The organism is Erwinia sp., assembly GCF_049696395.1.
GTDB lineage: Bacteria > Pseudomonadota > Gammaproteobacteria > Enterobacterales > Enterobacteriaceae > Erwinia.
In genome coordinates, this window is record NZ_JBAVTT010000028.1 from 36,209 (window position 1) to 55,898 (window position 19,690).

8 protein-coding genes, 1 tRNA gene and 2 pseudogenes are annotated in these 19,690 nt (G+C 45.1%); 5 read left to right on the top strand and 6 right to left on the bottom strand.

Features of this window, described 5'->3' with window-relative positions; all coding sequences use genetic code 11:
- Positions 1 to 179: 179 nt before the first annotated feature.
- The 3 genes from WCC56_RS03905 to WCC56_RS03915 all read left to right on the top strand — a co-directional run bounded on the left by WCC56_RS03905 (position 180) and on the right by WCC56_RS03915 (position 5,426).
- Positions 180 to 256, top strand: a tRNA-Arg gene (locus WCC56_RS03905).
- Positions 257 to 852: 596 nt separating this feature from the next.
- The gene (locus tag WCC56_RS03910; protein ID WP_424691128.1) at positions 853 to 1,071 is read left to right on the top strand and encodes a hypothetical protein; all 219 of its coding nucleotides are present in this window, start codon (positions 853 to 855) and stop codon (positions 1,069 to 1,071) included.
- Positions 1,032 to 5,426, top strand: coding sequence for an AAA family ATPase (locus WCC56_RS03915; RefSeq protein ID WP_424691129.1), 4,395 nt, complete (start codon positions 1,032 to 1,034; stop codon positions 5,424 to 5,426). Before WCC56_RS03910 ends, WCC56_RS03915 begins: the two co-directional genes overlap by 40 nt.
- Positions 5,427 to 5,871: 445 nt before the next feature.
- Here WCC56_RS03915 and WCC56_RS03920 read toward each other — a convergent pair whose 3' ends face one another.
- The 4 genes and pseudogenes from WCC56_RS03920 to WCC56_RS03935 form a co-directional block, all read right to left on the bottom strand.
- A complete protein-coding gene (locus WCC56_RS03920) occupies positions 5,872 to 8,502 on the bottom strand; it encodes a hypothetical protein (protein ID WP_424691130.1) in 2,631 nt (876 codons plus the stop codon).
- Positions 8,499 to 11,312 carry a hypothetical protein gene (locus WCC56_RS03925; protein WP_424691131.1) on the bottom strand — a complete coding sequence of 938 codons (2,814 nt, stop codon included), beginning with the start codon at positions 11,310 to 11,312 and terminating at the stop codon, positions 8,499 to 8,501. Before WCC56_RS03925 ends, WCC56_RS03920 begins: the two co-directional genes overlap by 4 nt.
- A gap of 118 nt (positions 11,313 to 11,430) precedes the next feature.
- Complete coding sequence (locus WCC56_RS03930) at positions 11,431 to 15,240, bottom strand: SIR2 family protein (protein WP_424691132.1); 3,810 nt, start codon at positions 15,238 to 15,240, stop codon at positions 11,431 to 11,433.
- A gap of 453 nt (positions 15,241 to 15,693) precedes the next feature.
- Positions 15,694 to 16,266, bottom strand: a pseudogene (locus tag WCC56_RS03935) (DNA-binding protein); the annotation flags it as partial.
- A 1,375-nt stretch (positions 16,267 to 17,641) separates the two neighbouring features.
- Between WCC56_RS03935 and WCC56_RS03940 the strand changes: the two are divergent.
- Positions 17,642 to 17,995: pseudogene (locus WCC56_RS03940) on the top strand (toll/interleukin-1 receptor domain-containing protein); the annotation flags it as partial.
- A 110-nt stretch (positions 17,996 to 18,105) separates the two neighbouring features.
- Here WCC56_RS03940 and WCC56_RS03945 read toward each other — a convergent pair.
- Positions 18,106 to 18,975 (bottom strand): IS3 family transposase, encoded by an 870-nt coding sequence (locus tag WCC56_RS03945; RefSeq protein WP_424691134.1) that lies wholly within the window; start codon positions 18,973 to 18,975, stop codon positions 18,106 to 18,108.
- Between the two features lie 108 nt (positions 18,976 to 19,083).
- Positions 19,084 to 19,242: a transposase gene (locus tag WCC56_RS03950; RefSeq protein ID WP_424691133.1), complete on the bottom strand. Its 159-nt coding sequence runs from the start codon at positions 19,240 to 19,242 to the stop codon at positions 19,084 to 19,086.
- A gap of 302 nt (positions 19,243 to 19,544) precedes the next feature.
- Here WCC56_RS03950 and WCC56_RS03955 point away from each other — a divergent pair.
- A partial coding sequence (locus WCC56_RS03955) for a cold-shock protein (protein ID WP_424691135.1) occupies positions 19,545 to 19,690 on the top strand: 146 nt, incomplete at its 3' end.

The following is a 19,690-nucleotide window of genomic DNA, read 5'->3' on the forward strand; positions in this document are numbered from 1 at the left end:
GAGGGAATCCATCTGTGTTAAGTTAATACGGGGAATGGGGCCTATTTTGTCAGAAGCGGACGCTGCTGTCAGGCACAGTTTCAAGGCAGACTGTTCAATAGTGCAGCAACAAGGCGCTTCAGCCCGATAAATCGTTGACTCAGCAGGTTCGCACCGTATAATTCGACGCAGTTCCCAATGCGCCCTTAGCTCAGTTGGATAGAGCACCGGCCTTCTAAGCCGTAGGTCACAGGTTCGAATCCTGTAGGGCGTACCAAATTCAAGTCAAGAGACGTCAACTGACGTCTTTTTTTATGCCTAAAATTCAATGAAATAGCTAATTTTCAACCATCTCCACTCTACTCAAGTCTACCGACATCAACCCACATCAAGTACTATTTGTTGGTATATTTGTTGGCACAACTCTGTTCAATGACTTTTTATACCAACATCCAGCAATGGAGAGCAGCCAATGGCGCTTACAGATGTAAAAGTCCGCAGAGCAAATCTACCTTTATCGCTATAAGTGGAGATAGAAAGAAATGCGTTATGCCGTAATTAGGCACTCTATCTCCCTTAGACGCTGTCCACATTACGCGGATAGGATCAATTGCGAAGATGATGGAAGCTATTGGCCGAAGCCATCCTTTTCCTAGTGGACAGGTCATAAAGCACTCAAAGTAGGTAAGTATTCAATATGAATTAATCCGAAGAATCCGAAGAATCCGAGGGTTCCGCATTGGAACTATTTAAAGAGGGCATATTTTACGCTCTGGTGTAGTTGCAGAAGGACGAATATCATGTCCAAAACTTTTGGCGATGCTAATGCGTCTGGATGAGGAGGAAAGAATACCCTCCGGAAGGGAGTTAGTGATGAGTATTGCAGGTATACGCTCCAATCGTGGCGATGGGTATCAGACTCTGGTTGCGTTTGATTGGGCATTGACTGTATTGTCCGAGCAGGACTTTCAATGGCTTGAGGTCGACTCAATAAACTACTCCGTTGATGATGTCGTTGTCGGTAAAGTTGACGGAGCTTTGATTGCCTGTCAGTGCAAAAAAATCAAACCGATTTCAAAGCCTGGACGATAGCTGATCTTGGCGATGAGCTGGACAAAGCCTTCCTTCTGCTGACTAATAATCCGAAAGTTAATGTACGTTTCTATTCGAGAAATAACTTTGGCGACCTTGCAAAACTTAAAGAGCACAGTTCATCTCAACCAGACGAAAGTAGTTACCTACAAAGTTTAGGAAAAGCACAACAGATACTGGATAAAATCCTGTCGAAACAATTGGCGAAAACTGCACTTAGTCTTTCAACGTTTGAATTCCTGCATCGAACCAATTTTGTGACCAGCGACGATCTGGATCAGATGGAACAGCAGTTACGGATACGTTTACGACACATGGTAAGCAACCCTGCCGCTGCTTTTAATGCACTCTGGGTAAGTCTTGATAAACTTGGTGCGCGTATGGGAGATGGTGGTTTATCTACTGCTGTACAACATCGTTTGACAAAAGAGGACCTTCGAACCATTGTCCAGCAGTCCGGAGCAACTCTTGTTCCGCAAATGGATCTTACAAAGTTGCATCATTCTTTTGCCAGCACCTCTGCTATTGGTAGGTCGTGGCGACGAGATATTGGTGGACTGCGTATAGTCAATCCAGTCTTGGATGAACTATTTGTTGCTATTGATGCGCGAAAAAGCTCTATCCTGCTTACAGGACTCCCGGGCTCAGGAAAAACCTGTGTATTGCTTGAATTGCAGGAGGCTTTAGAAGAACGAGTAAAAAATAATTCGGACATTGTCCCTCTCTTTATTCAGTCACGTGAGTTCGCTGACCTAGCTACACTAGAAGATCGTCAGGCTCAGGGTTTGTCACCACAGTGGGTGGAGGAATCTGCAAGACTAGCTGAAAACGCCCATGTGATAATCGTTATTGATTCTTTGGATGTATTGTCCATTGCCCGCGAACACCGTGTACTAAAGTATTTTCTTGCGCAGATCGATCGTTTGTTATTGATCCCTAATATCACTATTGTTACCGCTTGCCGCGATTTCGATAGACATTACGACAGACAGATTGCTGAACGGCATTGGGATTGTGAATTAAAGTGTCAGTTACTTGACTGGGACGCTGAGATTGCACCATTACTCTATTCACTGGGAATTGCGACTACAAATATTGATACTGCAACTCGCGAGCTGATACGCAATCCGCGTGAGCTAGCATTATTCGTCGAGCTAGCCCTGCGAGATGGCAGTTTCAATGTGGTGACCAGTCAGGCATTGGCGCAACGCTATCTAAATACTATTGTGCTTGCCGAAAGTGAATTAGGAGATATTGCGATACAAGCAATTGAAACTATTGCTTCTGAAATGTTGCACTCGAGAAGTTTGGTAGTTCCAAATCAGCGCTTTCCTGCGTCTCAGGATATTCAGAGGAAACTACTCAGTTTAAATGTATTGCAGAAGACTCAGGATGGTAAGCTAACACTTGGTCATCAAACTTTGTTGGACGTACTTGTAATAAGCCAAGCCATACGGAATGGTGCTACATTGAGTGAGTTCATAAATGCCTTACCACCCGTTCCGTTTGTACGTCCCAGCATCCGCAGTTTTATCTCTCAATTGGCACAAGGCGAGCGCCGTGAATTCAGAAAACAACTCAGAGCAGTGTTAACTGGTAACTCAGCATTTCACATCAGACGTCTGGTAGCAGAATCATTTTCAGAACAAAATCCACAGAATGAAGACTGGTTATTAGTACGCGATTTGCGCGAAAAAAACCGTGATGTTTTTCAGGTGATTTATACCGCAGGCAGTTCTATTGAATGGCATTATTTCTGGATTAACTTCCTGATTCCTTATTTAAAAATGGTCCATGATGTAGAAAGTATAGAGATGCATGTTCATCGTATTGCTCAATGGAATAATGTTGATACTGCTGGAGTGGTTTCATTTTGGATAGAAGTACTTGATCTTGATTGGTTTGATGGCAATAAAATTGCAGACCAGTTGGCCATCCACATCTCACAAATTAAGTCAGAAAATATCAGTATTGCAGCTCCATTACTTGAACGGCTTCTTGCTTTACCGCGATCGGAGCACAGTTTTCTTGGTCAGATCATTGCTAACTGTGTGATGTGTGGAGCCATAAATGATGCTTTGCTGTGGCGTTATATAATAGATGATGTGAGTGAAGAAGATTTACTACAGTACAAATTCGATAACAAGCTGCGATGTCAGGCCCATGAGTTCGGGAACCGAAATGATAATTTTCTCCAGCAACGTATGCTGCAATCCAATGTATTACTGGATCATGCTTTAGAATCAATAGAATATTGGAGCCTTGTTCAGGCATCACGTTTTGGAGATGGCCGCAAAGGTTACCGGCATGGCTTCTTGGGCGAAACCTCTTTCGAAGACACACATAGCCATAGGGATATGAAACACGCTGACAGTATGAGCATACTACTTGATGCAGTAGAGGTTAGCATCCTCTACCATGCCAAAACAAACTCAGACTGGTGGCAAAAAAACCGTGAAAGTATTTGTTTTAGTCATGAAGGCGCATTGTTCTACTTCGGCATAATTGCTTGTACTCAATTTCCTGAAACCAATATCGATACAGTAGGCACCATATTGTGCGACCGAGAAATGCTTGAGTCAGAACTCACTTATGAATTAGGTGGACTAATTCAATCAGCATTCAACTTGCTCTCTGTCCCTGCACAAGATGCAGTGACAGCGACTATTTTGGCAGTCCACGATGAGTATATTTTTAATGAGCGCCCCTTGTGGAGATTAAAGGCGCAAGCAGAATTGATCGTACCAATTCCTAGCAATCTTCGTTCATCCGAACTACAAATGCTAGTCGATGATTATGAAAGAAAAGCTGGGGTATTAATCCGTCAACCAAACATCCATTCACAAGGCGGCATTGTTAGTGCCCCATTCTCATCTGAAGTTTTTCTGAGCATCAGCAATAAAGGAGTATTACAACTGCTATCACATTATGACGGTCACACTCAACGGGATTGGGATGACTTTCTTATTGGTGGAGAAGGAGAGGTTGGCTGGCAATTGCGTGAAGCTTCCTCCCGTCAACCCGCCCGATTCCTAAATTTTTTATCTGATTATTGGGCAACCATTCCTACAAAATTTCGCGATGACATTATGTATGGAGTCGCTACTTATATGGCCCATCGTTATGGCAACTTAAACGCCAACGCAACATGGCAACCGCTGGAAGAGCCCAATGTTCCTATCCTTGTAAACCAGATTCTCGATGAACTGGAAAGACATCCTATGCAATGGCGATGCAACTACTCTTCAGCAAAAGCGATTGAAGCCTGCGCCAATGTCATTCAGGACACAAAAGCAGCAGAGCGATTAATATTTCTAGCTATAGGTTTTGCAGGACTTAATAAAGTTGATCAAATTGACGGGGATTCCGTCGATTTGATTACAAAAGGTATTAATATGGAAAAGGGGAATATTGCTGAAGCCTTGATGATCTTGGCTGGTAATTTCCTTGAGCAAGGGCATGAATTCCCTAGATTGCTTACACCTACATTGCGCCGCTTTGCCAACGACGAACATCCTGCGATTCGAGCCTTGATTTTACGTCGTTTACCATATTTGCAAAGTAAATCTTTCGGTTTAGGGTGGGAGTTGTTCCATCTAGCTATGCATGACACCAATGGGCTTTGGCGAACCGCCGAACGGTGCCTGTATTACGCCTATCATAGTCATTTTGAGGTAGTGAAGCTTTTGCTGACCCGCCTCCACCGTGAGGGTTTTGGTAAAGATCTGGAGACATGGGGACGTATTTCATCTTTGGCTGTTATGACCGGACATATAGACTTTGATGAGTTTATTAGAGATTTAAATACGCTTAACTCAACTGAAGCATGGCTTGGTGCGGCTACAGTCTGGACAAATGCAGAGAATATCAAACAGCACCGGGATATGTGCCTAGCTGGTATCAATGTGGGCTTAAATGCAGCTGATATATATGCCCTTGAAGTTGCGGGACAGTTAAATCAAATTTTTGCCAAAAAAAATGGTGTTATTCATGTGCCGACTGATATTGTTGCTCGATGTTTTTCAGTTTTTGCAAAAGATAGCGTTGGTAATAATAAACAACATCAATTCTTCAGATTTCATGAATGGCTCAACGCAATTTCACAGTATGACCCAGAACAAGCCCTAGCAGCCACCGAAATTTATCTATCCTATGTCCTGCATAGTAAACAGCACCTATACGATCATAATGATAGCCTTACTCAATTAATGACTCGTCTTTTTGCGGAAGCAGAGGAGCGTGAGGAGTCTGATCATGGTGTAATGCTACAACGTGTTGTGTCATTACAAGATATACTACTTTCAATGGGCGTTGAAGGCGTCAACAACTGGTTAAAAGCCGCAGAGCGACCATGATTGTTCATAACCTTTAATATTAAGTATCCTATGTTGATCAGGGAGAACAAACGGGCGTGCTCTAGGGATAATAGTACTTCCGTTACGTATACTCCTGGATAATCGTAGATATAACAGGCTTTTTCAAAATAATTAGTTCCTTCCATTTGATTCGCTGTAGCTAATCTAGATATTTAGAATGTTTAATGTTTACCCATAAAACCCACTTGCCGCTTATAACTGCCCTAGTCCATTGTGCGTCTAGCATAGTGAATATGAATTAAACTATTTTTTATCCACTAGGCCTATAATTATGGCCTAGTGGGCACTTCATATTCCCCTCCCTCTTTTAGGAAGCTACTGTGCGAATAAACTGAAGTGCCACGAGATATGTATGTGTACAGGATATTTCAGTTCACTATTTTTCAATCAGAAAGGTAATTTAATCATTGCAACGCTCCAAGAGTTAGAAGCGGAAGCGTTTAGATGTTTTGTTCATGCGTTCAAGGATCTCTATTGTATCATGGCCCGCTCCATTGGCCTGTAAAGCGCGAAGCAAGTGTGCGTATTCCCCTCTTAGACTTGTTGCAAAAATACCAGGATCATCTGACCCGATAACAACAGAGGTTGGGCCAAAGCTTCGCCCATACCCTAACCAACCGACAGCATGATGTTCATTATAGGATTGATGAATACTGATCCGCACATTACTACTAGGTAGGGTCTCGATAGCAACACGCCGCACTTGTAATAACCCAAGAGTTGCTGATTGAAGAGCTTCCAAAACCTCAAGATCTAAAATATCAGTCTCACGTGTAATCAAGATAGGCTTCCCACTCCTCAATAGGGCATCTCTGGACACAGCAACACCATGACGACGAAGAAACTGCATGAGAGCATCAGGCTCTCGAAGCTTGCAGTCCTCGTACATTTTTATTTCGCAATCACGGTCCCGGTCAACATCATGGCTTCCATAATTGCGAACAATAGGATCAATGTGTCGCATATGCCAAGCTCTTAAAAGAAGCTCTGGTGTCAGCAAAGGATCTTGCCAAATTTGCATCGACAATCGCCTTATCTCTAAATCGAGCCGAGGTAGTCTGTCGAGCAAAATGCCTCTTTGTACCAAAGCCCCCCAAGCAAAAACTAAATCATCGAGCCTGTCCTCAAGCGTCTGAATCACCGCTCCTCCGACGGATGACCACCATTTTTCAGGAATCAGCCCCGCAGCAGTACCATGGCCAATGCGACAGCCTGCCGATAATTCAAGGAATCGAACTGCCTCGTTGATCGCCCGAAGACCTGAAGCAATATGCACAAAATCTTCGCCGACGTGATAAGTAAAACGTTTGATACCCGCACGTCGCATCCTTCTAAATACTTGGGCAAAGACTTCTGGACCAGCATGCCGTTCGTTGCTGGCTGCATCGACCCCTCGGATTATCTCGCAAAGTCCAGTTGTTTTATTCATCAGGGACACTAACGCTCGAGCGGCTTGGTCAGCTTCCCGCCGAGCCTTACTATCCCTGCACACCGGCGCAAGATATCCACCATTTTTGAAACGTTCGCGTTCTGATAGGTCAGTTCGCTTGATAAAGTGCACAACAAGCCCGAGGCGAAGTCGGCGCAAGCTTCGTGGCACTACCTCTCTACCCTTTTCAAACTTCCCATCTTCGAGTGTGCGCACTAAGTGCAATATTTCTGAAAGAGAAGAATGAGGTATATTTGGATTGGAAAATATCCTTGCGAGCTCACCACGCGATTTACCGCTCGGTTCTTCATCTAAGAATTTGAGATAACCTCGCAGGATCTGCATTAATCTGTATGCATTTCCATCTGGCGTAGTCTTAGGTGCAAAACGGCCCTCTAGAAAGTCAACCGGTTGCTGAGTTCCGCGATCGATCTGTCGGAAACGTTCAGCAAAGTCCTTCTCGGTTGTTTCTCTCAACTCATTGAAAGTGATGTACTGGAATTGATCAAAGCCCGTTTGGCCGACCTGCTGAACCAAAAGTCTACAGAATTGGGCACGGATAAGTGTGTACCAGAGGAAAGCAATTCCTTGAATACCACCACCATGACTGTCGCTCAGGTTAGTAATGATATCAACCAATTGCAGCGCTTCGGAAGTAATCACTGATAACCCTTTCTCCGCAGGCCTGCTTCGGACAGCGGCAGCATATCGTTCTTCTAGGCTAAGATCCTTTGGAACAATATGAACTCCAGTTTGGCTACAGGCCTCAAGCAAGAAGGACTTTAGTACAACGGCTTTCTCCACCCTCTCTTTCAGGAGTTTTGGTGTTAGTGTGGGCTCTTCCTGACGCAAGAGTCGGTTGACACCATTTCCAATCGCAGCATGAATCCCATCTTCGCGCTTGATAACTCCGCTGATTGCCCCTACCACCTTAGACGTTTTCCTAAGAGCATCTATCCAGATTTTCTCAGCCTCTGTGGTTCCGTTAAGATGCATATGAGTTTCATCTAATCCCTCTACTCTACAGAGTTGGTCGAGCAGTGGATCATCGTCTACAGGCAACGTGCTGTCGCAAAACCAGTTTTGAACTTTCCATTGAAAATTTCTGCGTTCCGAGACAGTTTTCCTCTGTATGTTCGGCTGGGTAGCTATCCAGGCAGCAGAAACTAGCATTGGCGGAATGACGAGAATAAGGTCCTGCCATTCGTCTAGAAAGCGCGACTTTACGCGCAACGAGCCATCATTTGCCTCGCATAGAAAAGTCCCCGCAAGGCGAGTAAGTAAAAGCACAAGACAACGTGAAGGATCATCCAGGTTTTTCCTTTCTTGCTCCGATAGTTGTTGGTTTGCACCAGTCAAACTCCAAGCAATCTTATGTTCAAGCGCTTCATCAGTCAGAGAGGGGAACAATTTACGAAACTGCAGAAACCTACCGGTGGCATAGGTGTTTACGATTGAGGATCGACCTTCAGAATTACCATAGAGCATCTTAAGGTGTAGGTCCGCCGAACTATCTGTCAATCCTATTTCGAGATGAGAAAGCAGATCAAGATTGGAGGTAATCGCTTTTACAAGCGCCACCTGTGCACGAATCTGGAATTTATCTTCTGTAGTATCCCCAATCATTTTGCAGAACCAGACTTAGGATAATATCGAGGAACGACATTAAGTAGATCAAAGAAGCCTTCTTGCTTAACAGAACGTAGATTAGCAATATTTAAGCGACCAACAGCAACAGATATCTCTGGTGGAGTTAGCCATGCAGGATCGAAACACGCATCCTCTGTACCATAATTTTCTTGGAATACATTTAGTGCCGTTACCACCTCATTACGCAGTATGTCAGTGTTAGTACCGCTTGCTTTATATGCCTCTTTCGGGTTCAGGAAAGCCCAGACTAAGGGACATGAAAGGACAATCGCTGCGATAGGGTGGAAAGATGTGGCTTTGTTTGCTGAGGCACGCCTCAGTGCTTCTACCAATGGACGATCCGACGATTTCGGCGAGTCCATCCGACCAAGACTGCCTGACGTACTAACAAGCAGGGCATGTAAAATATTTGTAATTTGGCGATGTAGAATATGCCCAGTCTTCCATATGAGGCTCACTTCCTCATCCAATGAAACCAGCTGATCATGCATGCGTTCAGCAATACGAGCTAGCTCAGATGCAGAGACTTCTGCAGTTTTCGCGTGAGACTGCTCAGTACCACCAGAGAATTGTAAGGAAAAACGTTTCCAAGCTTTCATTCGCTCTTCAAAGGCCGGAAAGTTGGATTGAGCTTCGGTTTCAAGCGATTCAGCGCCTTCAGTGTCATTAATACTGGAGGACGAATCATCCCCCTCCATCTCGGACTGGCCTAAAGTTGGATTATCATCAGTATTCGGGAGGAATGCTGGAATTATCGAAGTTAGCACCAACTCGTTTAGACTGCGATTCTCTTCATCGTCTAGTATTGTTGAAATTGCCGCCAAGAGCGAAACAGCTGAGACAGATCTAAATCGTTCACCACGGCTGCTATACCTTTCGTATGTAACCAAGTCGAGTACTGCCTTGAATTCACCACAGCGACCTGCAAGATCATCAATAGGGAACCAGATGACCCCTTTCTGTGCAGCCATTCCAGCTATTTGGGTATTACTCGATAATGTTGTAATCCAAGCCTTAGCAGATAACTCATCAGGTCCTTCTCCCATTGCATTTTGCAATTCACTTACTGTCCCGACATCGCTCGATTTTTTACTCTTCGGTACTTTGAACATTCTTTGCAGAATTTCCGCTCGATCCTCTTTTCTTTTCGTGCCAACCGAACCAAAACAACTGGCCTCTAAATAGCCAATGCTGTTCGAACGTTCGTTAGTGTCGAGACGAGCGATAGAGCCGATGCGGCCTGCTACTTCAATAAGGTTCGGACTTGCATCATCCCAGATGAACTCAAGAATCGCTTTGCGCACCTCCAGCTTCGCGTATATGGTGCGCTGCATCATTGAAATTGGAAAATTTAAAGTAAGTAAAGTTCTCAGGCACTTAGCTGGTGAACCTTTTAGCTCTTTAGATATGGCCAATGCAAAGCAGTGAAGTATGATTGCTTTGTCAGCATCACTGGGTACTCCTAAGCGAGCTAGTGATGTTGGTTTATCCTGTTTTACAAGCCAACGAAACAAAAGTAATAGGGCGCTATTATGAGTTGTATGCGCTAATTGTAATGAATCTACACCGGAAAGACGGAGCCGAGTTTCGAAGACCGAAAAGACTCCTCGACGAGCAAGCACGGGATCTTGATTTCCAATTGCACGAAGGTATCCAATCACTAACCGCAAATGTTCTCGGGAGATAAGCTCTAAGAAGGGATGATAAGGAGAGCGTTCCCCTTGCAAGAAATGTAACTCAAGTAATTGCCGACGTATATTTTGGCTCGCCCACTCTTGTAGTGGTATTTGCTGTGACATGCCGAACGGAACAACCATTATCTCATTGGAAGGGTCAACCTGAATGATCTCTCCCAATGGCATCATAGAAATCCGGTTCTGTGGGGGTACAACCTTCAAAAGATATTGCTCCTCTAGCTCCTGCACCGCAGAGGAGATGCCTGTTTTTTCCTTGCCAATGACCTCCGGATCATAATCCATGATGTTCTTACCGAAAGTGTCATAGATATTCCGCCTGACCAGCCGCCCATAGAGTTCGAGGTCTCCGGAAATTAACAAAACAAGTTGCGGCGATGTCAGATATTTGCGTATTGTTTCGAGAATCGTACGCCCATGCTGAAAATTTGTGTCCACATCGTCGAATGCCAGAACAAATGCTTTCTTATCTAATATTTTTAGGGCTTCGTAAATGTACATCTGAAACTTGATCTCAAATGATTTCCCGTTACGCGCCTTCCGAAGACCTCGACTCATAATCCACTCAGGATCCTCCCATTCATCTCCATACGGCTTGGATTTTCCAATACCGTCAAGCAGCCCGAGCCCCTCAGCCATCTTTCTACGTGATTCGTTTACTGCCGTACGGTCTAAATCAGGGTTATTTTTGAAATCATCAAGTGCAGCATCAATTAACGAGATGATAACGATTATAATATGTTCTTTAGTTTCAATTAGAGTAGGATCTATGGGCGGTAAAACTTGCAATTTAGACGACATTCCGTCGAACCAGTATAGAGAGGAACCTCGTGATTGATCGTGAAGATAGTGCAACGCGTTTAGAAGAAATGTAGTCTTGCCACTACCACGGCCACCTTCTATCAGGATACTATTGTGCGGACGAGAATAGCTTAGTTCTTCGCCAGTTGGTGGTTTGAAGCTTGGATTTTCAAGACCATTTATCTGAGCCAGAATTATAGAGTCAAGCTGTTTGAAAGCCTCGCTCTGTAGTACTCTATCGATATTATCGAAACGTTCAGCCCCATTCACATTCAGATCAATAATGCGCATTCCCCCCCCTTAAGAGTTATTAAATTTTTATTGTTTATAATAGAAAGTCTCAAAAACCATGTGGCTACGATGGGTTTACTCGCATACACCCCAATGCTGTGCTCTGTTTTAAGACCCCCTAATTTTTCTCAACAAGCTCAATAAGCCGTAAGTACCGCGAATCCTTGATTAGGCTTGGTTCTGTCTCTTCAATTAGGCCAAGTATCTTCTGCAACTCGTCTGACGGACGGGTGAGTCTCGGTGGTGTTATTCTATCCATTAAATCAAGAGTCGTTTCAGGAAAAAGCAGGGTAATTGGCTCTTTGCCAGCTAACTCTCGAGTGAATCGATAGTACAGGTGATCAAATGTCTCGATTGGCACCAAAAGTGTTTTTACTGCATCGTAGACAGCAGGAAAGTTATCGCCAGTATCGTCCAGTAGGTCTATCCACGCCTTCACAGAAGTCGTTGTCCTGTATCCAAGTTCTTTGGGCCAGTCATCATTGATTAATGGAATGACATGTTTAATCCAGCCATTATCGTTTTTTTGCCCAACCCGACCCAGCCAGGAAATAAAACGATTCCTCGCCTCATCAGATATTGATCGCAAAACGGAGCGCATTTCATTTCTAGAAGGGCTAGATGGCTCATCAGGGTGGAACATTCTCATTAAACCAAGCCATTGCGAGGCTCGAGATGAAAGGTCTTTTTCCCAAGAAAGATGCTCGAGCCAAGTGAAAAGGTTAAGAAAACTAGGCTTGATAAGCTCAGCTACTGCAATTGAAGGCATACCTTCACTATGAAGATAACCATTCCATGCAGGTTCTGCTGCTGGATGCTTTAAATCCAAAATTGGTATAAGCCATTCCTTTGCCCATACCGGATCAACAAACATTAGCCAATTTAGATTGCGAGTCGTTATAGCTATAGCGTGGTCTGCACCTTCCCCAGGCGCTGTAAAGAGACGCTCAAGGCGATACTTAATAGAATCCGGAATAAGCGAACCAGCTTCCGCTTCTTCCCCTGGTATTGCTTGAAAAAGTGCTTGAGTACACTTACCGACAGGGCCATTAATTGCATGGCTGAATGTGCGTCGTGACTGGATAACAGCCTCTCCATTTCGGATAACTTCTCCAAAACCACTTTCCGTAGCATTAATCCCACCAATCAGTAAGCCCTCGATGACATGATCGTAAACAGCCCAACCGAGACCATAATCAAATTTAAGAGTCCCAACTAAGTTTTGTTCGAGCCAACTGCTTAATGTATGTCTTAGTTCGACGATAGTCGTAACTGGTAACTTCGCTATGCGATTAAGGAACACCCGTCTCAGCCTTGGTTTAATATCAACTGGTAATTCACTTATCATTGGCGACCAGAATTCTTTAGGGTAATCGTCGTTTTTACCCGCAATCGTAAGCGCTGACAATGCTTTTCGTGGATTTTCTTTTATCAAACCAATAAAAGGCCTCTTCCTGGTGAAGTTGTCATCCTCCCGCCCCCGCTTTTGTTGTTCTTTTACTTTTGGGATTATCTCATTTATAGGAAGAACTGATATTACATCTGGTTTTTCATCTGTACTAACCCAGCCCGAGCGGGAGCCCCAACTGGTGACTACAGATGTGGCCCAGCGATCATTCCAGTCAGGAATTCTTTTGATCATCGCAGTGAGCCGATCACGATAAATTGTGGCCAGTTCACAACCATTCAGTTCGAGATAACGAGCGTATTTAGCTGCTAACACCTCTCTTTCTTTCGGAAGTTCTTCCTCAGAGAAATAAGGTATTTGATAGGGGCCAGTCAGAATACGTTCGATAATTCTATTTTGATTCTCTTGCGGTAATTCTTCCCATCGGTCTACCAGTAAAAAAAGAAGTTCTCGGGTAATATTTGTGTCCCAGAAGCTATTTTGCTCTATAGACAAAACTTCTTCGGCAACTCGGTCAGCCCCAAAAACGCATGTTTTACTGAGGGCATAAAGTCTCAGTTTTCGGAAGAAAAATGGTTCTGTTACTGGCCAGGTGGTTACATGTGCACTAGCCAGTTCTGGCCACTTCTCAGCTACTCGGTCAAAAAGTTGGACAAACCATGTCAGTACATCAGCACCTTTCGCGGAGTATTCTTCTCCTTCCACTGCACGCTCTGGATAACAACTTGGACTTGGGAAGTAGAAAGTTTCGATATCCTCCAGTATTCCAGCGGCAATGATTAGTTGCTCTTCCAGAGCACTAAAGACCTGTAGCAAAACATTGTCAGGTACATCTAAATCGTCGTCATGTCTATTGGTGAACACAACTTCAAATTGACCTAATTTGCTGAAATGGATCTCCTCCCAAGAGTCACTTGGCGGTCTGACTTCTCCCAAGCCATATGGCGATTTCATCTCCAACCGCGGTGCCATAACCCTACGAAATTCTCGCAGAACACCTGCTGTCCAGCCTTGGGTTTTAATTCGAGCCTTCAAGTCGTACCAATCGACATCATAGCGATGATTACGGGGGTCTTTATGGCGTTCGAGAATTAAGCTCCACAGATAACGGGCACGTTCATGGGTAGATGCTGAAAACTCAATGTTACGTTCAAGCTTCTGCAGCAGTAACGGATGAAGCCCAATTTTTCGAATAGCCCACCAGGCCATTATCGGGCTATCAAGAGATTCACTAAACCAAGTCAGGAGATGACCTAGCCTTTTCGGGATTGTCTCAAATCCTCCAGCCAAGCGATGGTAATCTGACGGGTTATCGTCTTCGTCACGCCATTCAAGGAGACTATCGTTGCTGACCCCACGTTTGCGCTCATCGTCAGAGATATCTTTGAGATCGTCATCTAAACCATAATTGGCTTGTGGGTCGAATACTTCTTCTTCAGAAAATTCACTATATATTCGATTTTTCTTAGCTGACCGAATGTTCGCATCCATCACACAAATCCATTCAGGGTGAGGACGTGGAATAGCTTCAGAGAATAATCTCGCACCTTGTACTGTACGAAGTATGTGAGCAACTTGACCACGTTCATGTGGTGCCATAATTTTCGGGTCTTGCTGGCTTTTAGCGATCACAGAAGCTCGCCACCTACGCGGATCATCTGCTCGTTCTGCCCATGCTTCCATACTCTTCCATAGGACCGGATGATCGGGGTAGGCTATTGCAGTAACACCTCTGTCACGCCATTTGGCTTCGATCTCCTCAGCAAGCCCACAATCAAATGCATAAAGTCTGGAACGATCATACTGGCCATCATGATTGAGCCCCTGAAGGAGGTATTTAACTGGCGGGTCTTCTGCCTGGTAACCCACCAAAACAACGATGTATCGTTCCAGAAGAAGCTTGATAAAGTTGGTCGCCCATCCTTCAGAAAGATAAGCTCGTCCAAAGTCTGCACTGCTCAGTACATAAGGATGATTTACAGCATTTGCATCGACCAGACGACCGTGAAGATACGTAATTCCTTCAATTGTTGAACCGAAATTTATATTTGGAAAAGCGGGGGGAACATATCTAGTTAGGTTATCTTGCCCTATGCCAACCTCGAATAATCGGTCAAAGTTAGTCGTGACAATCTGCGGAACTCCACTCTGATTTGAGGAAATGCGTTTAATCAGCGCATGTTCGAATCCAATCTGTCTTTCAAGCTGGGAAGCACTTAGACGCTTTGTGACCAGGGCATTAACTTCATCCTTGCCATATTCAAGATGTAGCAAGTTGAAAATTTGGTCGAGAGGGACATTTGCCGAAGATTGGTCGTGAAGCCACGGGCGAAATGCAGCCATGATTTCTGAGTCGTGTGGTGGATCAAAGTATTCAATTACGTATTGAGTGAGGTCTACAAAGGTTGGCATCCCTGAAGGTAACGAAACCCCGGCGCCACATAGAAATACAACTCTACCTGTATCACAGCGTTCTAAGAGGATGTCCGGTATGGCAGGTCCTTCGGGATGGAATCTCATGTGCTCAACTTATCAAAGCGCTAATTTATGTTTAGACTATACTACTCGCAGCAATGTGATGAAAACAGTGAATGTCAATAATTCTCTGTAATTCAAGTGGTATGTCTCAAAATCAACCAACGCACAGCAACCACTACCATCAGATACAATATCATACTGATGGCGAAGAAGGTTTTAAAAGGGTATTTGTGCGTTTTATGCTGAAAGTCCTGCTGGCCCAAAATTGCCCCAAACCAGCTAACGGCAACACCAAATTAGTAGCAAGAAAAATTCAGTGCTATGCGCCTGGATTTATATGTGGTTCGTTTGTCTACGCCGTATGATGTTATCACCAGCAGATTGACGATTAAAAACCACATCATAAACGTGTGGGGTAAACATGTGCTGCCACCAACTGCTGATATCAGCAATAGATAATTGAAATATTTAAAATTCTTATTGTTGGTTGCATAACTACGACTTCAACCTGTACGCCGAAATGTGCCTTTCGTCCGCGTCAGAGTATCAAATACCTCAACCTCAGACGTTGTGATTTCCATCCCCATTTTTCTTAGCGCCGATACATTGGCAGCGAAACGCTGAATAATCAGCCAGAAAAGGGCGTCCAGCGCATTTATCTCCAACCCGGTTATGAGGGCTGACCGGAGACGTTCACGTGGTACTTTCGTCTGTTTCGCAATTTCAAGTAAGGTGTCGCTACCGGGTCCGACGGTACTATCCGATGAATCCGGTTTGAGAAGCGATAATGGAGCGAGTAGGGGACTTTGCTAAGACTTGAAATCAGGCTGTAAATACATCCGTGATTCTTGCCGCTGATCGTCGCGGCCTTCTGGTTGATTGATAACCGCTCGCGCAGCCGGTCAATTAACTGGGAGCACGAATGAGTAACATACGAAAAGGAAGTTTAAAGCTGGTTACGTATTCGACATTAAGCAGTGCAATTTTTAGATTTTATTCACTTCCAGCTTTTACCTGCAAATATTCGTCAGAGACTTTCGCCCATTGCAGCGTAATACGGGCCGTCTCCTAGGCGTCTATAAAACTGTATTCTCGATTTGATGATCAGTGCCCTTCACCACAGCGTTTCCCTCTTTGGCCCAGCCTGTTTGTTAATCAGTGCGACCAAAGAGTATTCCTATGATCATTCGCGGCATTCAGTTTCGTTGACACCCAGATAATGCTCATGTCCTTAAGCTGTACTTACATTAACCTTATATTTCCTGCATTATTTTCGCCTGTAATGCTCTCGGAGCCGTTTTTAGCTGACAAGTGATAGATGCCCTCAGTTGAACTACCAACGCTCTCTATATAGCTATACAGGCTACTTGATATATTATTTTATCATTATTATATAATGAATTAATTGTCATTAATCCATGGTCATTGCAATGATCAGCAGCGTGCTGAACACCTAAATATCCCGGCTTTCAACTTTCGTACTGAAAAGAGTCTGTTCGCAGAGAGCACATTCTTAGTCCCTTGTACTCATGATTGCACAATACGCGCAGGTAATGCTGTGGCTTGGGGGATTCTATGTCTTAGCCACATTTCTGTGATGTTTCCTGAACTGCAATCTCAAATGTCATCTGTGACTTTGGTGGCGAAGGTTGAAATGGTGGGATTAAATATCGGCAGATTTTCAGTTTGATTAAATCGCTGAGTTTGAGGTCATGTTTGAAATATCAGGCCTTCAGTATGAGTGGTACGAAGATACAGAGAGTTGAGGCAAAACTTGCAGTAACAAGGGGGAGTTTCTCTCAGATAATGTATCACTGTGTTACTAGTTGACCGCCCTAGGTGAAAGCCTTTTCGATTTTATTAAATTGCATAGATACACCTTTAGGCCTTATTGACCTGATGTCATTGAGTGATGTGACGTAATTGGGGGAGCTGTTGCGTTTGAAGTCAACTGTTCATGAAAATAACAATGTAGATCGAATGGTTATTGGTCTGTATATTCAACCATGCTGGATATTAAACCACTATCCATCCGCAATAATCGTTTAATCAAAGAGATGCAGGTCAGACTACCCAAACCACTTCTTAGAAGGATAAGTACATGGCTAGATGCACAGCACCAAGAAATGGACACCGTACAGCCAGCGGAGCTGCAGCTTGCCCCGCATGCAGTAGCCGTTACGGAGGCTATCGCTCGTACTCCACATATTTTGCTCCTTCCTATCCCTCTTCAGGGAATGGTGTCAGTGGATCTGGTAGCGGTGGTGGATCTAGTAGCAGCGGTAAAGCACGCTGGTCGCGAACTGGCTCATCCGCGGTGTACACTTCTGCCGAGGTGAAAACGCTCACACCAGTCCGAGAAAACGTCGAGAAACGAGCAGCCGTACCTGATCTTCGAGATGTCTTTCTTTGCCATGCATGAGACGACCGCAAAGGAGCAGCTAAAGAACTGCATGATCAGCTAGAATCTCGAGGTGTGTCGGTTTGGTTCAGTGAAAAGGATGTCCTCCTCGGAGCAACATTGCTACGCGAAATAGATAAGGGTCTAGCGAAGTCACGAGTAGGAATTGTGCTGGTGACCCCGACGTTGTTAAAGCGTCTTGCAGGAGAAGGCATTGCAGACAAAGAGCTTTCGGCACTCCTGGCTCGTGATCTGTTCGTTCCAATTGTACACGACACAAGTTATGAAGCTCTCCGCGAAGTCAGCCCTTTACTCGGCTCCCGAAGTGGATTAAATACCGCAAGAGATACAATGGAAAATATTGCTGAGAAACTATATGAGCTAGTAACGCTCTAACAACTAACCTAAAGTTGTTCACTTCATTCATCCATTTAACGGGCAGGTTTTTCTGTCCTTTAAATTCATTCACATCGGCACTGACCTGCCCCCGGGATTAAATACAACGCTCAGTTAGTAATGTCGGATCCTTCGCTCTCAGAATTTCCCTTTCTCCAGGCCGCCGCAAATTCAGACAGCGTCTGATAATTTAGCGTGGAGTGCGGGCGGCACTTGTTATAATCCTGACGCCATTCACTGATGGTTTTCCTAGCATGACTGACGTCGCTGAACCAGTGTTCATTCAGGCATTCATCGCGAAAGCGTCCGTTAAGACTCTCAATAAATCCGTTCTGTGTCGGCTTGCCAGGCTGGCTAAGCCGCAGCTCCACGCCATGCTCAAAGGCCCATTGATCGAGCGCGCGGCGGGTAAATTCTGGGCCCTGATCAGTTCTTATCGTAGCCGGATAGCCGCGAAACAGCGCAATTCTGTCCAGAACACACGTGACCTGCACGCCTGAAATCCCAAAGGCAACAGTGACCGTCAGGCATTCCTTTACGAAGTCATCGACGCAGGTCAGGCACTTGATCCTGCGACCGGTGGCCAGCGCGTCCATGACGAAATCCATCGACCAGGTCAGATTGGGTGCCGCCGGGCGGAGCAGCGGCAGACGTTCTGTTGCCAGCCCTTTACGGCGTCGTCTGCGTTTAACGCCCAGCCCGTTCAGATGATAAAGGCGGTACACGCGCTTGTGATTAACATGAAGCGCCTTCATGGCGCAGTAACTGCCATATGCGGCGGTAGCCAAAACGCCTGCGCTCCAGTGCCAGCTCCGTGATGCGCCCTGATAAATGGGCATCAGCAGTTGGACGGTGAGCGTCATAGCGTCATAGCGGCAGGTCGACAGGGACAAACCTGTAAGTCTGCAGGCACGACGTTGTGACAGACCGGTCGCATCACACATCAACACCACGGCTGCGCGCTTCTGGTCTGTCGTCAGTACTTTCGCCCAAGAGCCACCTGAAGCGCCTACTTATCCAGCATGGCTTCGGCAAGCAGCTTCTTGAGTCTGGCGTTCTCTTCCTCAAGCGACTTCAGGCGCTTAACCTCAGGCACCGCCATAGCGCCATACCGCCATACTTCTTACGCCGGTGTAAAACGTGGCGTCGGAAATGGCGTGCTTACGGCAGAGCTCATGGGCAGAAACTCCGGCTTCTGCCTCGCGGAGAATACTGATGATCTGTTCGTCGGAAAAACGCTTCTTCATGAGGATGTCCTCATGTGGCTTATGAAGACATTACTGACATCGCGGTGTTTTAATCAACGGGGAGCAGGTCAGACAGCGGTAACAGACACCACTGCGGCCACAGTTTGCAGCGCGGCAGAGACTGACGCTCAGCTTCGCTTAAGGCAGAGACAGAGCGTTGCATTGCCCTCGCTAACCCCATTCTGTGCACTTAGCCAAGCCACCCGAAAAAGTGAGCAAAGTGGTGCGAATGTGATTAAAGGTGACGTGAAGGTGCTTAAGTGTTAGGGTGTTGTCTCTTAAGCAAAATAAAGTAGGTTTATATCTCTAAGTTAAAATACAAATGCCCATCTTGTTGCGGCAGTCAGTTTCGTTTCTCCATGCACAATGTCACCACGAAAAATCCTCACGGCGCACTCTGCATCTTCTGCAAATCCATAATGAAAGTTAGCTACCACACCTTGCTTCC